Annotated in this window: 20 protein-coding genes; 13 read left to right on the top strand and 7 right to left on the bottom strand. The window is 69.7% G+C overall.

Going from position 1 to position 18824, the window contains the following annotated elements; all coding sequences use genetic code 11:
• Window positions 1-5 precede the first annotated feature (5 nt).
• The 9 genes from BM109_RS08090 (at window position 6) to BM109_RS08050 (ending at window position 8171) form a co-directional block, all read left to right on the top strand.
• Window positions 6-812 carry a TatD family hydrolase gene (locus BM109_RS08090; protein ID WP_093341955.1) on the top strand — a complete coding sequence of 269 codons (807 nt, stop codon included), beginning with the start codon at window positions 6-8 and terminating at the stop codon, window positions 810-812.
• On the top strand, window positions 812-1477 hold the full coding sequence (locus tag BM109_RS08085) for an ankyrin repeat domain-containing protein (protein WP_093341954.1): 666 nt from the start codon (window positions 812-814) through the stop codon (window positions 1475-1477). Before BM109_RS08090 ends, BM109_RS08085 begins: the two co-directional genes overlap by 1 nt.
• A gap of 161 nt (window positions 1478-1638) precedes the next feature.
• Complete coding sequence (locus BM109_RS08080; RefSeq protein ID WP_093341953.1) at window positions 1639-1854, top strand: hypothetical protein; 216 nt, start codon at window positions 1639-1641, stop codon at window positions 1852-1854.
• Window positions 1855-2352: 498 nt separating this feature from the next.
• On the top strand, window positions 2353-2748 hold the full coding sequence (locus tag BM109_RS08075) for a hypothetical protein (RefSeq protein ID WP_256222424.1): 396 nt from the start codon (window positions 2353-2355) through the stop codon (window positions 2746-2748).
• Window positions 2749-2927: 179 nt separating this feature from the next.
• Window positions 2928-3521 (top strand): phosphatase PAP2 family protein, encoded by a 594-nt coding sequence (locus BM109_RS08070; protein WP_093341950.1) that lies wholly within the window; start codon window positions 2928-2930, stop codon window positions 3519-3521.
• A gap of 71 nt (window positions 3522-3592) precedes the next feature.
• On the top strand, window positions 3593-4885 hold the full coding sequence (locus BM109_RS08065) for an acyl-CoA dehydrogenase family protein (RefSeq protein WP_093341949.1): 1293 nt from the start codon (window positions 3593-3595) through the stop codon (window positions 4883-4885).
• Window positions 4886-5057: 172 nt separating this feature from the next.
• A complete protein-coding gene (locus BM109_RS08060) occupies window positions 5058-6170 on the top strand; it encodes an ABC transporter permease (RefSeq protein ID WP_093341947.1) in 1113 nt (370 codons plus the stop codon).
• Window positions 6164-6970 (top strand): ABC transporter ATP-binding protein, encoded by an 807-nt coding sequence (locus BM109_RS08055; protein ID WP_093341946.1) that lies wholly within the window; start codon window positions 6164-6166, stop codon window positions 6968-6970. The genes BM109_RS08060 and BM109_RS08055 overlap by 7 nt, the downstream gene beginning before the upstream one ends.
• 25 nt (window positions 6971-6995) lie before the next feature.
• On the top strand, window positions 6996-8171 hold the full coding sequence (locus tag BM109_RS08050) for a c-type cytochrome (protein WP_093341945.1): 1176 nt from the start codon (window positions 6996-6998) through the stop codon (window positions 8169-8171).
• Window positions 8172-8188: 17 nt separating this feature from the next.
• On the opposite strand, the gene BM109_RS08045 is transcribed toward BM109_RS08050, so the two are convergent.
• Complete coding sequence (locus BM109_RS08045) at window positions 8189-8389, bottom strand: hypothetical protein (protein WP_093341943.1); 201 nt, start codon at window positions 8387-8389, stop codon at window positions 8189-8191.
• A 171-nt stretch (window positions 8390-8560) separates the two neighbouring features.
• Here BM109_RS08045 and BM109_RS08040 point away from each other — a divergent pair, with 171 nt between their 5' ends.
• Window positions 8561-8767 carry a dodecin gene (locus BM109_RS08040; protein ID WP_093341942.1) on the top strand — a complete coding sequence of 69 codons (207 nt, stop codon included), beginning with the start codon at window positions 8561-8563 and terminating at the stop codon, window positions 8765-8767.
• Between the two features lie 18 nt (window positions 8768-8785).
• Here BM109_RS08040 and mgrA read toward each other — a convergent pair whose 3' ends face one another.
• The 3 genes from mgrA to BM109_RS08025 all read right to left on the bottom strand — a co-directional run bounded on the left by mgrA (window position 8786) and on the right by BM109_RS08025 (window position 12235).
• Window positions 8786-9826 (bottom strand): L-glyceraldehyde 3-phosphate reductase, encoded by a 1041-nt coding sequence (mgrA, locus tag BM109_RS08035; protein ID WP_093341941.1) that lies wholly within the window; start codon window positions 9824-9826, stop codon window positions 8786-8788.
• A 109-nt stretch (window positions 9827-9935) separates the two neighbouring features.
• The gene (locus tag BM109_RS08030; protein ID WP_093341940.1) at window positions 9936-11591 is read right to left on the bottom strand and encodes an acyl-CoA dehydrogenase family protein; all 1656 of its coding nucleotides are present in this window, start codon (window positions 11589-11591) and stop codon (window positions 9936-9938) included.
• Window positions 11588-12235, bottom strand: coding sequence for a TetR/AcrR family transcriptional regulator (locus BM109_RS08025; RefSeq protein ID WP_208511688.1), 648 nt, complete (start codon window positions 12233-12235; stop codon window positions 11588-11590). The genes BM109_RS08030 and BM109_RS08025 overlap by 4 nt, the downstream gene beginning before the upstream one ends.
• 172 nt (window positions 12236-12407) lie before the next feature.
• Here BM109_RS08025 and BM109_RS08020 point away from each other — a divergent pair, with 172 nt between their 5' ends.
• Window positions 12408-13403: a Rieske 2Fe-2S domain-containing protein gene (locus tag BM109_RS08020; protein ID WP_093341937.1), complete on the top strand. Its 996-nt coding sequence runs from the start codon at window positions 12408-12410 to the stop codon at window positions 13401-13403.
• Window positions 13396-14211: a thioesterase family protein gene (locus BM109_RS08015; protein ID WP_093341936.1), complete on the top strand. Its 816-nt coding sequence runs from the start codon at window positions 13396-13398 to the stop codon at window positions 14209-14211. Before BM109_RS08020 ends, BM109_RS08015 begins: the two co-directional genes overlap by 8 nt.
• Before the next feature lie 9 nt (window positions 14212-14220).
• Here the strand turns inward: BM109_RS08015 and BM109_RS08010 are convergent, their stop codons facing one another.
• Both BM109_RS08010 and BM109_RS08005 read right to left on the bottom strand, forming a co-directional pair.
• Entirely contained in the window at window positions 14221-16410 is a 2190-nt protein-coding gene (locus tag BM109_RS08010; RefSeq protein ID WP_093341934.1) for a xanthine dehydrogenase family protein molybdopterin-binding subunit, read from the bottom strand.
• A gap of 1 nt (window position 16411) precedes the next feature.
• Complete coding sequence (locus BM109_RS08005) at window positions 16412-16876, bottom strand: (2Fe-2S)-binding protein (RefSeq protein WP_093342451.1); 465 nt, start codon at window positions 16874-16876, stop codon at window positions 16412-16414.
• 233 nt (window positions 16877-17109) lie between these two features.
• Here BM109_RS08005 and BM109_RS08000 point away from each other — a divergent pair, with 233 nt between their 5' ends.
• A complete protein-coding gene (locus BM109_RS08000) occupies window positions 17110-17511 on the top strand; it encodes a VOC family protein (protein WP_093341933.1) in 402 nt (133 codons plus the stop codon).
• 10 nt (window positions 17512-17521) lie between these two features.
• Here BM109_RS08000 and BM109_RS07995 read toward each other — a convergent pair whose 3' ends face one another.
• Window positions 17522-18757 (bottom strand): SAM-dependent methyltransferase, encoded by a 1236-nt coding sequence (locus BM109_RS07995; RefSeq protein WP_093341932.1) that lies wholly within the window; start codon window positions 18755-18757, stop codon window positions 17522-17524.
• Between the last annotated feature and the right edge of the window lie 67 nt (window positions 18758-18824).

The following is an 18824-nucleotide window of genomic DNA, read 5'->3' as shown; positions in this document are numbered from 1 at the left end:
TGGCGATGTTCACCGACTCCCACTGCCACCTGACCTTTCCCGAATTCGCCGACCAGATGGACACGGTACGCGCCGCCATGGCCGCCGCCCAGGTCAACCGGGCCCTGTGCATCTGCACCCGGCTCGAGGAGTTCGACGAGGTGCAGGCATTGGCCGCGCGCTACGACAACTTCTGGGCCAGCGTGGGCGTGCATCCGGACACCGAGGACACGCTCGAGCCCAGCGTCGACGACCTCGTGCGCCTGGCCGCGCGGCCGCGCGTGGTGGCGATCGGCGAGACCGGCCTCGACTACTACCAGATGGAGGAACGCAAGGGTGGCCGCAGCATTGCCGACCTCGAATGGCAGCGCGAGCGCTTCCGCGTGCACATCCGGGCCGCCCGGCAGACCGGCAAGCCGCTCGTGATCCACACGCGCGAGGCTTCGGCCGACACGATCGCGATCCTCAAGGAGGAGGGCGAGGACGGCTCCGCGGGCGCGGCCGGCGGCGTGTTCCACTGCTTCACCGAAACCGCCGAGGTGGCGCGCGCCGCGCTGGACCTCGGCTTCTACATATCCTTCTCGGGCATCCTGACCTTCAAGAAGGCGCAGGATCTGCGTGACGTGGCGGCCTTCGTGCCGCTCGAGCGCATGCTGATCGAGACCGACAGCCCGTACTTGGCACCGGTGCCGTACCGGGGCAAGACCAACACGCCGGCCTACGTGCCGTACGTGGCACGGCAGATCGCCGAGCTGCGGCAGTTGCCGGTCGAGGCCGTGGCCCAGGCGACCAGCGACAACTTCGAGACACTGTTCAAGGGGGTTCGACAATGATGAAGAAAAACTTCAAGAAACTCGTTTATCTGTCTGCTTTTGCAGCAGTTTTTTCCGCGCATGCAGGTTCTTTCGAGGACTTCTTCAGGGCCGTGCGCGCCGACAATCCGAGCGGTGTCCGCAGCCTGCTGCAGCGCGGCTTCGACCCCAACACGCGCGACGAGCGCGGCCAGACGGGCCTTCTGATCGCGCTGCGCGAGCCGTCGCCGAAGGTGATCCAGGTGCTGCTCGAATCGCCGCAGACCAATGTCGAGCTGCGCAACGCCAAGGACGAGAGCCCGCTGATGCTCGCGGCCATCAAGGGCCAGCAGGACCTGGTCACCCAGCTCATCAAGCGCGATGCCGACATCAACAAGCCCGGCTGGACGCCGCTGCACTACGCGGCCACCGGCGGGCACCTGGCGATCATGAAGCAGCTGCTCGACAACTTCGCCTTCATCGACGCGCAGTCGCCCAACGGCACCACGCCGCTGATGATGGCCGCGATGTATGGCTCGACCGACGCGGTCAAGCTGCTGCTGGCCGAGGGCGCGGACGTCACGATGAAGAACCAGCTGGGCATGACCGCGGTCGATTTCGCCAACCGCGCCAATCGATCGGAAGCCGCGGCGCTGATCGCCGCGACGTCCGCGGCAAAGCCGGTGCCGAAGGACGGCAAATGGTAGGTATTGGTTAATAAAGTATTAGTTTTTGCTGTTGACGATCGTTATTCGTGACTTATTTCATGCTCCATCAGATGAGAAACCGATGGGGTTTGTATTTTTTGGAAACAGGCGCGAACAGAATGAGGGCTTCGATGAAGCCCTTTTTTTCGCCCGAAACATCCATGCAAGTCACCATCCAACAGCTCGGCGGCGGCGCCCTGGCATGGCAGATGTCGTTGCTCGCAGCACTTCTGATCGCCGGCACGCTCGTGGGCTGGCTCCTGTATCTGGTCATCAAGGCGGGCGTGCGCGATGGCATGAGCGAGGCGCTGCGTCGGCGCCGGCAGATCCGGCAATCGGATCTGGTTGCGGATGGCGGGGCGAACACGCGGGATTGAGGTTTCGCGCGCGGCCTGGGCTGGGCGCCACGAATCTCCACCTGCCTGCCTCCCCAGATAATCGGCACAATGTGCATTATGTAAAATCAATGATCTTGTTGTTTGGCCCGATGGCAGCCAAGCGAGGCAAGACCGTTGTGATGCGTGATTGCGGAAATGCGGCCTGAAGAGGCCCCCGCTGCCCCATCCCCACGAAGCCCATCGACCCCGCAAAAGAAAAGGCGCCCGGCACCAAGGCCGGGCGCTCAAGAACCTACAGCTGTCACGGTAGGTGCCCCAAGCCAGGGAGGAGGAGTCGCTCGGGACACCGGGATGCTGAGTCTTCGTGATGAACGTCCGTGTCGGACGGCGCCGATAGTTCGGGGCTTTCGGGAGGCCCTCGAATCCGCATGAATTCGGTGAGTACTCATATTCTGTTCATATTTGCCGCCTAGCATCCGCCGCATGCTGCTGGCCAGGCTTCGCCGATGGATCGACGCGCACCGATGCATCGGGTGCGTGATCGGTCTTTGGCTGGTGCTGCTGCATCCGTTCATCTCGGCGCATTTCCACAGCGACGGCCTCGAGGACGAGCCCGGCCTCAAGGTGCGCAATGCCGGCGAGACCGTGCGCTTCGAACCCGACGAGCGCGCCGGCCATGCGAAAAGCCTCGAGACCACCATGTTCGCGCAGGCGTCCTGCTGCACGGTCATGGTCAATGTCCTCAGCGCGGCCTTCGATGGCTTCATGGGCATCGTGCTCGCGCTGCTGCCGTTGACCATTGTCGTGGCGACCGGCCTGACCGGTGCGCGCCACGAACCGCCGCGGCGCATCGGCGCGCGGAGTGGGGCGCCTCCCCTGCCCCGCCCCTGGCTGCGGCTGCCGCCGACCACGGCACCGCCGTCCTTCGCCTGATCCGTTCCGGCGGCGCGCCCGCGCCGCATCCATCGCTTCCCTGACGCCCCTGCGGCAGGGCCGCTTCACTTCGCCCACGAGGCCTCCTCCATGTCCTTCGCCCGTCCGCGTCCTTGCCGCGCCGCTCGTGCCTGCCCGCGCACCGTCTTTGCCCCATCCCGTTCGTTCCGGTAGGCTGCATGAACGCATTCCATCTCGACCTGCTGCAGTGGCTCGCCGCCGGCCCCCATCCCACGCCCTGGGTGCTGGCGATCGCGGTCGGGCTCGCGCTCGGCGGTCCCTGGCTCTCCACGGCCGTGATCGGCGCCGCCGCCTGGCGCCGGCCCGGCCATCGGGCCTATGTCCTCTTCATCCTCGCGGGCGCCGGGCTCACCGCCATGCTGTGCCAGGAAATCGCCGCGCGCATCAACATGCCGCGGCCCTTCATCCTGGGCCTGGTGCCCGCCTACATCCCGCACGGCGCCAGCGCCGCATTGCCGAGCACGCATGCCTCGGTGATGTTCATGGTGGCTTTCGCCTTCCTCGCGCGGCCGGCGCTGCGCGCACCGGGCATCGCTCTGTTCGCGGTGGCCGCCGCCACGGGCTGGGCGCGCATCCACGTGGGCGTGCATTTCCCGCTCGACATCGCAGTCGGCCTGATGTTCGGCGCACTCATGGCGGGCCTGCTCGGCGCTGCCTGGTGGATGCTGGAACTCGGGGCACAGCAACTCGCTGCCCGCATACCGGGCCTGGCGGGCAAGCGCTGGCCGACGATGCCGAGGCCGCGCGCCTGAGCCGCGCGGCATAAGAAAACTCGAAAAGCGCATTTCCCAATCGAAGGGCGCGGCTGCAAAGTCGTCGCCCCATGGAATCCCTCACGCATCCGCCGCGCACCGCGCCCGGCAACCCATCGCCCGTGGCCGTGCCGCCACGTGCCTCGCAACCCCAACCGCCCTCCTACGACCAGCTTGCCGACCGCTTTCGCCCGATCTTCGCGCGCATCGCCGAAGGCGCGGTGCAGCGCGAGAACGAACGCCTGCTGGCCCACGATGCCGTGGCCTGGCTGGCCCAGGCCGGCTTCGGCGCGCTGCGCGTGCCGGTTGCCCAAGGCGGACTCGGCGCCTCGGTCGAGCAGTTCTTCGACCTGCTGATCGAGCTCGGCGAGGCCGACTCCAACCTGCCGCAGATCCTGCGCGCCCATTTCGGCTTCATCGAGCGCCTGTTCGCCGAGATCGATCCCGCGCTGCACGGCCCCTGGCTGCGGCTCGCGGCCGACGGCGTGATCTTCGGCAACGCCACCACCGAGCTCGGCGAAGGCCCGCTCGGCCAGATGCAGACCACGCTGCGCCGCGACGGCGACGGCTGGCGCCTCGAAGGCGACAAGTACTACAGCACCGGCACGCTCTATGCCGAATGGATCGCGGTCTCGGCGCAGCGCCACAACGACGACGGCAGCAACGACCGCGTGATCGCGCTGGTGCCCTCCGAGGCGCCGGGCGTGGAGCGCGTCGACGACTGGCGCGGTTTCGGCCAGCGACTGAGCGCCTCGGGCACCACGCGCTTTCGCAACGTGCGCGTCGATCCGGCGCACGTGCTGCTCTACGTGCGCGACCAGCCCACGCCGCTGACCGCGCAGTTCCAGCTCACGCACCTCGCCACCCTGGCCGGCATCGCGCGCGCGATCGTGCGCGACGCGGTCGATTTCGTGCAGCCGCGCAAGCGGGTCTACAGCCACGGCAGCGGCAGCACGCCGCGCGAGGACCCGCTGGTGCAGCAGGTCGTCGGCCAGCTCGCGAGCACGGCCTTCGTCGCGAGCTCGACGGTGCAGGCGGTGGCGCGCACGCTGGGCGAGATCGATCGCCTGCGCCAGCGCGGCGAAGCGATCCCCGAGCCGCTGCTGTTCCAGGTCGAGCTCGAGACCGCCAAAGCCCAGGCCGGCATCGTCGATGCGGTGCTGCAGGCCGGCACGCGGCTGTTCGACGTGGGCGGTGCCTCGGCGCTGCAGGAGGACATCCGGCTCGACCGCCACTGGCGCAACGCGCGCACGCTGGCCTCGCACAACCCGACCATCTACAAGGGCCGCGTGGTCGGCGACCACCTGCTCAACGGCGCCCGGCCCACCTTCTACTGGGCCGTGGGCGCGAACGTCTCGTCCTGAGGGCCCCGGCGGCGACATGCCGCAGCCGACGAATCCGCATATCCATGCGTGCATTCATTCGTTGGCCGGGGCGGGTGCAGCGCCAACACTCGCCCTTCCCTTCTTCATCCTCCGGCGGAGCAATTCCCATGACCCTCATCGACGATCAACCTGCCATCGGGAGCGCCCAGGCATGACCTCGGCCGATCACGCACTCGACGTGTCCGGCGTGCTGAACGCGCCGGAGTTCCGCGGCACCACAGCGGCCCCGACGCCGCGCGCGCCGCGCCCGCCCGCGCCGGTGGCCACCGATGCCGCCGCCGTGCTCGCGCGCCGCCACGCGCTGCCGCCGGGCCTCTGGCGCACCGGCGTGCTCGCCGCCGCGGCCTGGCTGGCGCTGGGCCTGCTCACGCTGCTGTGGCCCAACAAGCCGATCGGCTTCAGCGACTGGAACTTCACCGAGGAATTCGGCTACGCCACGCTCGTGATCGCCGCGGTCTTCCTCGTCATCGCGCTGCTCGGCCCGCGCGCCGGCCGCGTCGCGCGCACGCTGCGTCCGGCCGGCCAGTGGCTGGTGGCCTCGGCGCTGGTGCTCGCGCTGTGGGAGATCGCCACCGCCAAGCTCGCCGTGCTGCCCTCCCCCTTCTTCGCGCCGCCGCAGAGCCTGATCGACGTGCTGCACGAGGACTGGCAGCGTCTGGGCCTGTCCACCGCCTACTCGCTGCGCCTGCTGGCCAACGGTTTCGTGATCGGCGCGCTGGTCGGCTTCGTCACCGGCGTGGCGGTCGGCTGGTCGCGCATCGCGGGCTACTGGGTGCATCCGCTGCTGCGCTTTCTCGGCCCGGTTCCGGCCTCGGCGCTGCTGCCGCTGGCCTTCTTCTTCGCGCCCTCGAGCTACGTGGCCGCGGTGTTCCTGGTCGGCCTCGCCACCTTCTTCCCGGTTGCTGTGCTGACCTGGTCGGGCGTGGCCTCGGTCGGCAAGAGCTACTACGACGTGGCGCGCACGCTCGGCGCCTCCGAGCGTTTCCTGGTGTTGCGCGTCGCCATCCCGGCCGCGCTGCCGCAGGTCTTCGTGGGCCTATTCATGGGCCTGGGCGCCTCGTTCTCGGTGCTGATCACGGCCGAGATGATGGGCGTGAAGGCCGGCCTCGGCTGGTACCTGCAGTGGGCACAGGGCTGGGCCTCGTACGCCAACATGTATGCGGCGCTGCTCGTGATGGCCGCGCTGTGCTCGGGCTTGATCACACTGCTGTTCAAGGTGCGCGACCGCGTGCTGTCGTGGCAGAAGGGAACCGTCAAATGGTAGAAGCCGTCCTCTCCCCCAGCGTCGAGGCAGGCACCGCCGCCCACACCGGCGCGCTGATCGACATCCACGGCGTGAGCCACTGGTTCGAAGTGCCCACGGGCGTGCTGCAGGTGCTCGACAACATCGACCTGCAGGTGCGCCCCGGCGAGTTCGTCGCGCTGCTCGGCCCGAGCGGCTGCGGCAAGTCGACGCTGCTGCGCCTGGTGGCCGGCCTCGAGCCCGCGACCACCGGCCGCATCACGCAAAACGGCGAACTGATCGAGAAGCCCGATCCCTCGCGCATCGTGGTGTTCCAGGACCCCACCTTGTTCCCGTGGCGCAGCGTCTGGGACAACGTGGCGCTGGGCCTGCAGGCGCGCGGCGTGCTCGACGCGCAGCGCGGCCGGGTCGACGAGGCGCTGCAGCGCGTCGGCCTCACCGAGTTCGCGAAGGCCTATCCGCATCAACTGTCGGGCGGCATGGCGCAGCGCGTGGCGTTGGCGCGTGCGCTGGTCAACGACCCGCAGCTGCTGGTGCTCGACGAACCGCTGGGCAAGCTCGATTCGCTCACGCGCATCGCGATGCAGAGCGAGCTCGTGAACCTCTGGCAGCGCGACGGCTTCTCGGCGCTGCTGGTCACGCACGACGTCGAAGAGGCGCTGTTCCTGGCCAACCGCGTGATCGTGCTGAGCGACCGGCCGGCGCGCATCGCGGCCGAGCTGGTGGTCGACCTGCCCTACCCGCGCCATCGCGGCGATCCGCGCCTGGCCGAGCTGCGGCACGAGGCGCTGCGCCACCTGGGCCTGGACGCGACCTGGTGAGACCGGCCTTCGAGGCGCGGGCGCGATGAACGCGCTGCCCGATGCGGCCTGGCTCAATGTCCTGATCGAGGGGCTGCAGACCCTGCAGTTGCAACTGCTGAGGCTGCTCGATGCGCTGGGCCTGGTCGCCCATGCGCACGGACAGCCCGCCTGGCCCTGGGCCGAGCGGCTGTCGGGTGAGAACCTGCTGATCGACCTGGGCCAGGCGCGCCGGCTCGGCATCAGTGTCGTGCTGCTGGGACTGTCGCTGCTCGTGCTGGTCCTGGCCCTGCTTTGGCGCCGGCGCCGGATCTGGCTGCTGGGCGCCGCGGTGTTGCCCGTGGTGCTGGCCCCCTGGCCCGATGCCAACGTGGTCCTGGCGCCCGCGCATCCCACGAGCTTTCAGCAGCATGCGGCGGGCTTCAGCGCCGAGGCCATCGCGCGTGGCCGCACGCTCTATGCGCAGAACTGCGTGGCCTGCCATGGCAGCGACGGACGCGGCCAGGGTCCGCTGGCCGCGGCACAGCCCGTGTGGCCACCCAATCTCACGGGTCCGCTGCTCTGGCGCCGTGCCGATGGCGACCTGCTGTGGCGCGTGCTGCACGGCACGCGCGATCGCCATGGCGCAATGACGATGCCGGGCTTTCAAGGCCGATTGAGCGAGAGCGACGCCTGGGCCCTGATCGACTACATGAAGGCCCAGGCCGCCGGCGAAAGCCTGCGCGTGGCGGGCGTGTGGGCCCAGCCCGTGAGCCCACCCGACATGGCGGTGCGTTGCGACGGCAAGCCGGTGCGCATGCTCAGCAGCTGGCGCGGCCAGCGCATGCGGATCGTTGCCGGTGGCGATAACGCAAGTGCGTTGCTCGAGGACCCGCGCCTGGTGACGGTGCTGCTCGAACGCAAGCCCGCAGCTGCTTCGAAACAGGACGACCGGAGCATCGCCTGCGTGGCCGATTCGCCCGCGGCGTGGGAGGCCTTCTCGCTGATCGCGGCCACCGAGAAGCTCGAAGGCACGCAGTTGCTGGTCGATCGCGCGGGCTGGCTGCGCGCGCGCGGCGAGCCCGGCAAGAGCGCATGGAGCGACGACGATCTTTTGTGCCGCGCGGAGGCTGCTTCAGGAACGGCAGCCACGCCGGTGGCCGCGGCCGACGGGCTCGGCGCGCTGATCACGCGCATGGATGCGCAGCCGGTGCGTTTCGTGAAGGGCGGCTTCGTGCATTGACGGCGCGGCGCCGTCGTTCACCACGAATGCATCAGCACCGAGGGCCGCAGCGTGGCCATGGCCTGCAGGCGGCGCAGCGCACGGCGCGGCACATGGCCGTAGGCCGCGCGGCGCGCGATCGCATGGGCCGACGCGGGCGGCACCCGCCACGCGGTGGCGGTGCGCGAGATGACGAGCTGGGCCTGGTCGGCCACGGAATGGTAGGTGCGCAAGGGCATGGGGGACTCGATGGGTAACGCATCGATTCTGCGCAAGGCATGCGGCAACTCAAAGACGGATTGCGAGTTACCTGATGCATTCCGTGATCGCCCTGCCGCGCGGTGCGCGGCGTACGATGGACCGGCATCCCTTCTTCCCTTTGCATCGCTGCACATCAGGAGATACCGATCATGTCGAACCATGTCTACAAGAGCCTCGAGCTCACCGGCTCGTCCACCACCAGCATCGAGGACGCGATCCAGGGCGCGATCGCCAAGGCGCACGAGACGGTGCGCAACATCCAGTGGTTCACCGTCGTCGAGACGCGCGGCCATGTGGCCGAGGGCCGCGTGGCCCACTGGCAGGTCACGCTGAAGATCGGCTTCACGCTCGAGTGAGCGTGAGCGCCGGCTCGTTCAGGCGAAGTCGGTCGATGGTTTTTCCCAGAGGTTGACGCCGCCCTCGACCGCATGGCGGTCGATCTCGGCGAGCTCCTCCGCGCTCAGCGGCGCACCCTGGAGCGCGGCCACGTTGTCGACGATCTGCTCGGGCCGACTCGCGCCGATCAGCGCGGAACTCACGCGCGGATCGCGCAGGGTCCAGGTCAGCGCGAGCTGGGCCAGCGACTGGCCGCGGCGCTGCGCGATCGCGTTCAGCGCGCGCGCACGCTCGATGTTGGCATCCGACAGATGCTCGGGCTTCAGCGAACCGCCGCCCGGGCGGTTGATGCGCGCATCGGCCGGCACGCCCTGCAGGTACTTGTCGGTCAGCAGGCCCTGCGCCAGCGGCGTGAACGCGATCACGCCGGCACCGAGTTCCTCGGTGGCGCCGAGCAGGTCCTTCTCGATCCAGCGGTTGAACAGGTTGTAGGCCGGCTGGTGGATCAGAAGCGGCACCTTCCATTCGCGCAGCAGCGCGGCCATCTCGCGCGTCTTGCCGGCCGAGTACGACGAGATGCCGATGTACAGCGCCTTGCCCTGCTGCACCGCCTGGGCCAGCGCCGAGGCGGTTTCCTCGAGCGGCGTGTGCGGGTCGAAGCGGTGCGAATAGAAGATGTCGACGTAGTCGAGGCCCATGCGTTGCAGGCTCTGGTCGAGGCTGGCCAGCACGTATTTGCGCGAGCCGCCGCCCTGCCCGTAGGGGCCGGGCCACATGTCCCAGCCGGCCTTGCTCGAGATGATCAGCTCGTCGCGATAGGGCTTGAAGTCCTCGCGCAGCAGGCGGCCGAAATTGGTTTCGGCGCTGCCGTAGGGCGGGCCGTAGTTGTTGGCCAGGTCGAAGTGGTTGATGCCGAGGTCGAAGGCGGTGCGCAGCAGCTGGCGCTGGGTGGCGATCGGCGTGGTGTCGCCGAAGTTGTGCCACAGGCCGAGCGAGATGGCGGGCAGCACGAGGCCGCTGCGGCCCACCTTGCGGTAGGGCATGGATTCGTAGCGCGTGGAGGCGGCGAGGTAGGTCATGGGCGATGGAAGAACGCGAAGAGAAAGAGAAAGGCGCCATGTCGGCGCCGGTACTTCGCGTTCGAGGATAGCGGCAATCGCGTCGGCGCGCAGGCCGCCGACCGCTCCCTTACGACGCCACGGCCGTGTCGCGCCCGAAGGCCAGCGCCGCGAGTTCCTCGTCCGATGCGGGCAGCACCGGCGGCACCAGCGCGTCCTGCAGGAACAGCCGCAATGCGGTCCATCCCGAGCCGTCGGCCTTGCGCGCCTGGCGCCATGCGGCCGCTTCGAGCAGCAGCACCGATTGGTAGGTGCGCGCCATGCCCCAGGCCAGGCGCCGGCCGTCGCTCTCCTGCGCGCGCGGCATCAGCTCCGCGAGCGTGCGCCGCGCATGCACGATGGCATCGGGCGCGCGCGTGCCATGGCCCGCGAGCGTCGAGAGCCGCCCGTCGATGTCGGCGAGAAAGGCCTCGCCCGCTTCCGGCGCGCGCAGCGCCCGCAGCACGTCGTGCGCGAGCACCGAGGTCGTGCCCTCCCAGATGCAATGCACATGCAGGTTGCGCAGCACGCGCGGGATGCCTGTGTCCTCCACATAGCCCGCGCCGCCGAAGCTCTCGACCAGCTCGCTCGCGGCCCAGATGCTCTGGCGCGCGCAGGCCAGCTTGGTCAGCGGCGCCAGCAGCCGCGCGAGCCCGGGCGCGCCGGTGCCGCGCTCGTGGCGATTGAGCGCGAGCGCGGTCTCGAAGTTGAGCGCGAGCATCGCCTCGTACTCGGCCGTGATGCGCGCGATCCACTGCGCATGCAGCGGCTTCTCGCTGAGCAGCTGGCCGAACACGCGACGGCGGGTCGCGTAGTCGCGCGCCAGCATCAGCAGATGGCCCACGCCCGCCGGGCCGCCCCACGAGGCCCACAGCCGCGCGACGTTGAGCAGGTCGCCGATCTTGGCCACGCCGCGATCGATGCCGCCGACCGGCACCGCGACCGTGCCTTCGAGTTCGAGCTCCGCGGTCGGCAGGGCGCGCGTGCCGAGCTTGTCCTTCAGGCGCCGCACGGCGATGTGGTTCCAGCTGCCGTCGGGGCGGCGCAGCTCGACCAGGAACAGCGACAGCCCGCGGCTGCCCGGCACCGCGTCCTCGGGCCGCGCGAGCGCGAGCGCCATCTGCGAGGTGGTGGCCGAGGTGAACCACTTGGTGCCGTGCAGCGACCAGGTGCCGTCGCCGCGCGGACGCGCGACGGTCGAGGTCTGGCCGACGTCGGAGCCGCCCTCCTTCTCGGTCATCCACTGGCCCGAGGTCCAGCCGCCCTGCCGCGCCGTGAGCTTCGGCTTGTAGCGCGCGGCCAGCGCTTCGTCGTGCAGCGTGAGCAGGCGCGCGGCGCCATCGGTCATCACCAGCGGACACGAGGCCACCGCGCCCGCGCCGTCGTAGAGGTTCACGAGGCCGGCCTGCACCACGCGCGTGAACTCGCCATAGGGGTTCTCGTAGGGCAGCGCGACCAGGCCCTCCTCGAGGCCGATGTCGACCAGGCGGTGCCAGGCCGGATCGACCTCGATGCGGTCGACGCGCCGGCCCCAGGCATCGAAGGGCTCGTGGCGCGGCACGTTGTGCTCGGCCGTCGCGGCCAGCGCGGGAATCTCCCGCATCGCGCGCTCGCCCATGCGCTGGAACAGCGGGCTCGCGTCGGCGAAGACCTCGGCGGGCAGCAGGCGTTCGAGCGTGTGGTGCAAGGTGCGGTCGCTCGCGAAGCGGTTCGACAGCTCGGGATGGGGCTGGATGAAGTCGGTCATGGTGTCTCCTTTGCCGAAGGCGGAACCGGCGCATTCGCGCCCTGCCCTTTCTTCGCGGGGGCGGCGCGCGCGGCGTGGTCGAGCACCGCGGCCAAACACAGCGCGACGATGTCTTCCACCACGCGCTGCGCCGCGCGCTTGGACAGCACGCCGAGCGCGAGCGGGCCGATCATGGCCTCGGCCAGCGCGCCGACGATCGCCGCGGCGCTGGTGTGCGCGTTCTGCGCGCGGAACTCGCGGCTGTCGATGCCGTCCTCGATCACGGTCACGAAGATCGCGCGATAGGGTTCGCGAAAGCGCAGCCGGTCCTCGTCGATCTGCGGCGCCACCGGTTCGGCCAGCAAGGCCCACGCGAGCTTGGGCCGCTTGAGCGCGCGGTGCGCGAAGGTGCGGATGATCGCGGCCAATCGCTCGCCGGCACCGCTCTCGGAGGCGGCCGCGGCGGCGCAGGCGTCGATCTCGCGCTGTGAGGCCTGGCGGAAGACCTCGTCGAACAGGTCGGTCTTCGACGGGAAGTACTGGTAGAGCAAGCCGGTCGAGACCTCGGCCGTGGCCGCGACCATCGGCATGGTGGTGCCGCCGTAGCCATGTGTGGCCACGAGTTCGAGCGCGGCCAGCACGATGCGCTCGCGCGTGAGCGTCATGCGCTCTTCGACTTTCGATGTGCGTCGGTAGGTCACGCGAAGAATTGAATCACAGTTCATTTCTTATTGCAATTGCACTCCGGCTCCCTATACTTCGACGCCTCGGCCGCATCGCAACGATCGCGCCGCCGGCGGCCACGGCGTTCAGTTCAACCACCAAGGAAGCTTCTCCATGCGCAGGTTCGACGACTCCTCTTTCGGTCATGGCTGGTTCCAGGCTGCCTACAGCGAGGACCTTCGCAAGGGCGACGTGCAGCCCCTCACGGCCATGGGCCGCGAGTTCGTGCTGTGGCGCGACATGCAGGGCCAGGCCCATGCGATGGATGCGCACTGCCCGCACCTCGGCACCCACCTGGGCCATGGCGGCCGCGTCTGCGGCACCTCGCTGCGCTGTCCGTTCCACGGCTGGCAGTTCGCAGGCGACGGCGCCTGCACCGACATTCCCTACAGCCCGAATCCGCGCCTCGAGATGCGGCACCTGAAGTCCTGGCCACTGGTCGAGCGCAACGGGCTGGTGATGGTTTGGTGGCATCCGCGCGGCATCGCGCCCACCTTCGAGGTGCCGGCGATGCCCGAGCATGGCGATGCGCAGTGGTCGCGCTACCGGCGCCAGCGCTGGGAGGTCGCGACGATCTGGCAGGAGGTGCAGGAGAACATCGTCGACACCACGCACTTCCACCACCTGCACGGCGTGGCCACGCTGGCGCGGCTCGACCGCTTCGAGCCCGCGGGGCCGGCGCTGCACGTGAACATCCTGCACGACTTCAACACGCCGCGCGGCCGGCTGCCGGGCTTCCTGCAGACCTCGCTGTACGGCCCCTACTTCGCGACGGTGCGCTTTCGCATCGCCGATCTGGCCGAGATCCTGTTCGTCGATTCGGTGGTGCCGATCGAGGCCGGCCGCGTCGCCGTGAGCTTCAGCCTGATGGCGCGGCTGCAGGGCATCGCCTCGCCCGACATGAGCCTCGCGCTGATCGACGAGGCGATCCACCAGGTGAGCCAGGACGTGCCGATCTGGGAGCACAAGATGCGCTGGAAGCGCCCCAGCCTCGCCGAGGGAGACGGGCCCATCATGCGCTTCCGCCATTGGGCCGAGCAGTTCGAGACCGAGGACGAAGTCCCGGCCCCCGCGCCCCTGCGCCGTATCGAGATCGCCGCCCATGCATGAGCTCGCCGCCACCGATGCCGTCTTCGTGCGCGAGGACGCGAACACCTGGCGCGCCAGCGAGCTCGCGCGCGGTCCCTGGGATCCGCGCGCGCAGCATGGCGGTGCGCCCTGCGGCCTGCTTGCGCACATCGCCGAGTCGGCCATGGAGGGCGAAGGCTGGCAGCTCGCGCGGCTCACGGTCGAGCTGATCCGGCCGGTGCCGGTCGACCTGCTGTCGTCCGCCGTCACGACCGAGGCGGGCCGCACCACCGCGCGCGTCGAGATCGCGTTGCTGGCCCAAGGCAAGCCGGTGGCGAAGGCGCATGCGCTGCTGGTGCGCACGCAGCCCGTGGTGCCGCCCGAAGAAGCGTTGCAAAGGCCGCTGGCCCCTGCCCTGTCGATGCCGGCACCCTCGGACTGCACGGCACCGCTGCGCATCCCGGGCCTGCCCGACGTGCGCTCGTTCTATTACACGGCGACCGAAAGCCGCGTGGCGGCCGGCGATGCCGCGGCACCCGGTCCGGCCGCGGCATGGTTTCAATTGCGCGTGCCGCTGGTGGCCGGCGCCGCCAATTCGCCCGCGATGCGCGCCGCCGCCGCGGCCGACTTCGGCAATGGCCTGAGCTGGGTGCTGCCGGTCGAGCGCTTCAACTTCGCCAACGCCGACCTCTCGCTGCAGCTCGCGCGGCAGCCGGTCGGCGACTGGATCGGCCTCGATGCCGTGACCACGGTCGCGCCCGACGGCAGCGGCTGCACCTTCAGCCAGCTGCACGACGAGCGCGGCCGCTTCGGCTTCGCGACGCAGACGCTGCTCGTCTTCGCGCGCTAGCGTTTCAGCTCAAGCGCTCGTCAGCCCGCGCGACACCGGCAGCTTGCGCACGCGCTTGCCGGTCACCGCGAAGATCGCGTTGGTGATCGCGGGCGCGATGCCCGAGGTGCCGGGCTCGCCCATGCCGCCGGGCGCTTCGCCGCTGGCCACGATGTGGGTCTCGATCGCCGGCGTCTCGTTGATGCGCAGCGGCCGCACGTCGTGGAAGTTCGACTGCTCGATGCGCCCGTCCTTCACCGTCGCCTCGCCCCACAGCGCGCCCGAGATGCCGAAGATCACGCCGCTCTGCACCTGGGCCTGCACCGTGTCGGGGTTGACGACCACGCCGGTGTCGAGCGCGCACACCACGCGCCTGACCACCGGCTCGCCGCCGTCCTTCGGCACCTCGACCTCGGCCACGAGCGCCATGAAGGTGCCGAAGGCGAACTGCAGCGACACGCCGCGCCCGCGCTGCGGCGGCAGCGGCGTGCCCCAGCCGGCCTTCTGCGCCGCGAGCTCGAGCACGGCCTTGGCGCGCGGGTTGGCGCCCAGCAGCGCACGCCGGTAGTCCACCGGATCGGCCTTGGCCGCATGCGCGAGCTCGTCGATGAAGCTCTCGACCACGAACACGTTGTGCGTCGGCCCCACGCCGCGCCAGAACGCGGTGGGCACCGGCGGCTCGTGGTTCACGTACTCGATGCGGATGTTCGGCAGCGCATAGGGCGGTTTCTCGGCGCCGTCGATGGTCTCGGGATCGAAGCCGTTGTTGTAGGCCGGCGGCAGCCAGCGCTTGAGGATCGACGAGCCCGTGATGCGATGACGCCAGGCCACCGGCCGACCCTGCGCATCGAGGCCCGCGCTCACGCGGTCGTAGAAGTACGGCCGGTACATGTCGTGCTGCGTGTCCTCCTCGCGCGTCCACACCACCTTGACCGGGCCGTCGACCTGCTTCGCGATCTGCACCGCGCGCGTGATGCTGTCGACCTCGAGCCGGCGGCCGAAACCGCCGCCCAGCAGGTGGTTGTGCACCGTGACCTTCTCCACCGGCAGGTCCGATGCGGCCGCCGCCGCGGCACGCGCGCGCGTGATCACCTGGGTGCCGACCCACACCTCGCAGCCGTCGGGCCGCACATGCACCGTGCAGTTCAGCGGCTCCATCGCCGCATGGACCAGGAACGGCACCTCGTACACGGCCTCGAGGCGCTGCGCCGCGCCGGTCATCGCCGCCGCGTTGTCGCCCTCGTTGCGCGCCACCGCACCGGCCTGCAGCGAAGCCTGCTTCATCGACTCGACGATCGCCGCCGAATCGATGCCCGCGTTGGCGCCGCCGCCCCATTCGATCGCGAGCGCCGCCAGGCCCTTCTTCGCCGCGCCCATGTGGTCGGCCACCACCGCCACGCAGTCGTCGAGCCGCACGATCTGGCGCACGCCGCGCACCGCCTTCGCCTTGCTGTCGTCCACGCTGCGCAGGCGGCCGCCGAACACCGGCGACTGCGCGAGCGTGGCGACCTTCATGCCCGGCACCTTGGCATCGATGCCGTAGAGCGCGCTGCCGTCGACCTTGGCCGGCGAGTCGAGCCGTTTCGCGGGCGTGCCGATCAGCCGGAAATCGGCCGGCGCCTTGAGCGCCACCTTCTCGGGCAGCGGCAGCTTCGCGGCGTCGGCGACCAGCGCGCCGTACTTCAGGCGCCGGCCGCTGGCCGCATGCACGACCTCGCCGCGGGCCGCCTTGCAGCTGTCGGGCGCGACCTTCCAGCGCTGGGCCGCGGCCTGCACGAGCACCGTGCGCGCGGTGGCGCCGGCACGCCGCAGCGGCTCGTAGGCGGCGCGGATGGTGGTCGAGCCACCGGTCACCTGGAAGCCCAGCAGGGGATTGCCATAGAGCTTGTCATCGGGCGGCGCATGCTCGACGCGCACCGCGGCCAGGTCGACCTCGAGCTCCTCGGCGATCAGCATCGGCACGCTGGTGTAGGTGCCCTGCCCCATCTCGATGTAGCCCATGGTCACGGTCACGCGGCCATCGGGCGCGATCTTCACGAAGGCATTGGGTGTCCAGGACGGCGTGCCGGCCGAGGCGGCCTCTGCCGCATCGGGCACGGCGCCCAGGCCCACGCCGATCAGCAGGCCGCCGCCGAGCGCGGCGCCGATGCTCAGGAAGCCGCGGCGCGACAGCGCGGGCGAATCCACCGGCGCGTGTTCCGTCAGTCGATCGATCAGCATCTCAGGCCACCGCCTTTCCGGAGAGCGCGCGTGCCGCTTCCTTGATGCCCGTGCGGATGCGCACATAGGTGCCGCATCGACAGACGTTGCCGCTCATCGCGGCATCGATCTCCTCGTCGCTCGGCGCCGTGTTCTTGCTCAGCAGCGCGGTAGCCGACATCAGCTGGCCCGATTGGCAGTAGCCGCACTGGACCACGTCGAGGTCGAGCCAGGCCTTCTGCAGCGCGCGGCCCACGCGCGTGGCGGCGAGCGACTCGATGGTGCTCACGTTCGCCTTGCCCACCGATTCCACGGTCGTGAGGCAGGCCCGCGTGGGCGCGCCGTCGACATGGATGGTGCAGGCGCCGCACAGGCCCATGCCGCAGCCGAACTTGGTACCGGTCATGCCGAGCACGTCGCGCAAGGCCCAGAGCACCGGCGTGTCGCCGTCGACGTCGAGCGGGCGTTCGATTCCATTGACTTTCATGTTGTTCGTGTCCTTGTCGTGGGGTGGTTCGCTGCCCCCGCGACGCACCCGGCGGTGCGGCACGCAGGCAGGCCGACCGGAGGATGTCACGCCGCGCGAATTCCTGCAGGACGCGCAAGCCTCCTTTCGAGACATCGTGCGTAGGCGATGTCCGGCCGCACGATGCGCGGCGCGGCCGTTCCCGGGCGCCGATCGGGCGTCGACCATCCACAGACCGCCAGGAAAGGATCACCATGTTCGACCACATCGGCTTCAGGGTGCGCGACCTGCGCGCCGCGCGCCGCTTCTACGACGCGGTCGCGGGCGCGCTCGGCCTGCAGACCCTCGACAACAGCGCCCATTCGTTCCTGCTCGTGCGCAGCACCGAGCACACGGTGCCCTTCGTCTGGATCGGCACCGACCAGCCGGCCTTCTGGAACGGCGCGCACCAGGTGTCGGCCAGCCCGATCCATCTCGCGTTCTCGGCGAAGACGCCGCAGGAGGTCGATGCCTTCCACCGCGCGGCGCTGCAGGCCGGCGGCATCGACAACGGTTTTCCCGGCCCGCGCGGGCCGGCCGAGATGCACTACTACGGCGCCTACGTGCTCGACCCCGACGGCAACAACGTCGAGGCCGGCTGCCGCGGCGCGGGCTGATGCGGCCGGCTCAGGCCGCGACCGCGCCGGCGTACATGTAGCGCCGCGACCAGGGCAGCGTCTTCGCGGCGCGGCCGGCCTTGCGGCCCACGATCTGGTAGATCGCCACGTCGTCGTTCTCGAACGCATAGGCGCAGCCCGCGAGGTACACGCGCCAGATGCGGAACTTCTCCTCGTCGACCATGGCGCGCACCTGCTCGGTGTGCGCCTCGTAGGCGTCGCTCCACAGCCGCAGCGTGCGCGCGTAGTGGCGGCGCAGGTTCTCGATGTCGAAGGCCTCGAGGCCGCCCTGTTGCATGGCTTGCAGCGCCAGGCCGATGTGCGGCAGCTCGCCGTTCGGGAACACGTAGCGGTCGATGAAGTCGCCGCCGCCGTACGAGACGCCGCCGCCCTCGGGGTCGGACGAGGTGATGCCGTGGTTCATCACCACGCCGTCATCGGCCAGCAGCTCGCGCACGCGCTGGAAGTACTCGGGCAGGTTCTTGCGGCCCACGTGCTCGAACATGCCGACGCTGGTGATGCGGTCGAACTGCCCGCCCACGTCGCGGTAGTCCTGCAGCCGGATCTCGATGCGGTCGGCCAGCCCCGCGGCCTGCACACGCTCGGTCGCGAGCTCGAACTGGTTCTGCGACAGGGTCACGCCCACGCAGCGCGCGCCGAACTTCTGCGCCGCGCGGATCACGAGCGCGCCCCAGCCGCAGCCGATGTCGAGCAGGGTCTGGCCCGGCTGCAGCTGGATCTTGGTGAGGATGTGGTCGATCTTCTTGAGCTGCGCGGTCTCGAGGTCCTCGTCGCCGTTCTCGAAGTAGGCGCACGAATAGACCATGTTCGGGTCGAGCCAGAGTTGGTAGAAGGCGTTCGAGACGTCGTAGTGGTACTGGATCGACTTGCGGTCCGACGCCTTGGTGTGCGTGAAGTAGCGCGCCATGCTCTTGAGCGCGCTGGCACCGGCGCCGGTGCCGCTGTCGAGCGAGCTCTTCGCGAGCGCGTAGGCGATGTCGATGATGTCGCTGAGCTTGCCCTCGATGTCGATCTTGCTCTGCACGTAGGCCTCGCCGAGGTTGGCCAGCGTGGGCTCGAGCATCAGCGACAGCGCCGAGGGCGACTTCACGTGCAGGGTGACGGCGGGGCCGCTGAAGTCGCCGAAGTCGTACGACTTGCCGTCCCACAGGGTCAGCCGCGCGGGCAGATTGGCACGTGCGCGGACGGCCGCGCTCCACTGTTCGACCTTCTTTTCCCAAAGCATGCATTTCTCCGTGTTGGTGTTGCTTGCGATTCGGGAAAGCACGATAGCGAGATTCCTTCGGATGTGC

Source organism: Variovorax sp. PDC80 (assembly GCF_900115375.1).
In the GTDB taxonomy this organism is placed as follows: domain Bacteria; phylum Pseudomonadota; class Gammaproteobacteria; order Burkholderiales; family Burkholderiaceae_C; genus Variovorax.
This window is presented reverse-complemented; position numbering and strand designations above follow the sequence as displayed.

Coding starts and splice junctions, on each gene's coding strand:
- BM109_RS08090 (WP_093341955.1), top strand. CDS start 6: ATGTTCACCGACTCCCACTGCCACCTGACCTTTCCCGAATTCGCCGAC.
- BM109_RS08085 (WP_093341954.1), top strand. CDS start 812: ATGAAGAAAAACTTCAAGAAACTCGTTTATCTGTCTGCTTTTGCAGCA.
- BM109_RS08080 (WP_093341953.1), top strand. CDS start 1,639: ATGCAAGTCACCATCCAACAGCTCGGCGGCGGCGCCCTGGCATGGCAG.
- BM109_RS08070 (WP_093341950.1), top strand. CDS start 2,928: ATGAACGCATTCCATCTCGACCTGCTGCAGTGGCTCGCCGCCGGCCCC.
- BM109_RS08065 (WP_093341949.1), top strand. CDS start 3,593: ATGGAATCCCTCACGCATCCGCCGCGCACCGCGCCCGGCAACCCATCG.
- BM109_RS08060 (WP_093341947.1), top strand. CDS start 5,058: ATGACCTCGGCCGATCACGCACTCGACGTGTCCGGCGTGCTGAACGCG.
- BM109_RS08055 (WP_093341946.1), top strand. CDS start 6,164: ATGGTAGAAGCCGTCCTCTCCCCCAGCGTCGAGGCAGGCACCGCCGCC.
- BM109_RS08050 (WP_093341945.1), top strand. CDS start 6,996: ATGAACGCGCTGCCCGATGCGGCCTGGCTCAATGTCCTGATCGAGGGG.
- BM109_RS08045 (WP_093341943.1), bottom strand. CDS start 8,389: ATGCCCTTGCGCACCTACCATTCCGTGGCCGACCAGGCCCAGCTCGTC.
- BM109_RS08040 (WP_093341942.1), top strand. CDS start 8,561: ATGTCGAACCATGTCTACAAGAGCCTCGAGCTCACCGGCTCGTCCACC.
- mgrA (WP_093341941.1), bottom strand. CDS start 9,826: ATGACCTACCTCGCCGCCTCCACGCGCTACGAATCCATGCCCTACCGC.
- BM109_RS08030 (WP_093341940.1), bottom strand. CDS start 11,591: ATGACCGACTTCATCCAGCCCCATCCCGAGCTGTCGAACCGCTTCGCG.
- BM109_RS08025 (WP_208511688.1), bottom strand. CDS start 12,235: ATGACGCTCACGCGCGAGCGCATCGTGCTGGCCGCGCTCGAACTCGTG.
- BM109_RS08020 (WP_093341937.1), top strand. CDS start 12,408: ATGCGCAGGTTCGACGACTCCTCTTTCGGTCATGGCTGGTTCCAGGCT.
- BM109_RS08015 (WP_093341936.1), top strand. CDS start 13,396: ATGCATGAGCTCGCCGCCACCGATGCCGTCTTCGTGCGCGAGGACGCG.
- BM109_RS08010 (WP_093341934.1), bottom strand. CDS start 16,410: ATGCTGATCGATCGACTGACGGAACACGCGCCGGTGGATTCGCCCGCG.
- BM109_RS08005 (WP_093342451.1), bottom strand. CDS start 16,876: ATGAAAGTCAATGGAATCGAACGCCCGCTCGACGTCGACGGCGACACG.
- BM109_RS08000 (WP_093341933.1), top strand. CDS start 17,110: ATGTTCGACCACATCGGCTTCAGGGTGCGCGACCTGCGCGCCGCGCGC.
- BM109_RS07995 (WP_093341932.1), bottom strand. CDS start 18,757: ATGCTTTGGGAAAAGAAGGTCGAACAGTGGAGCGCGGCCGTCCGCGCA.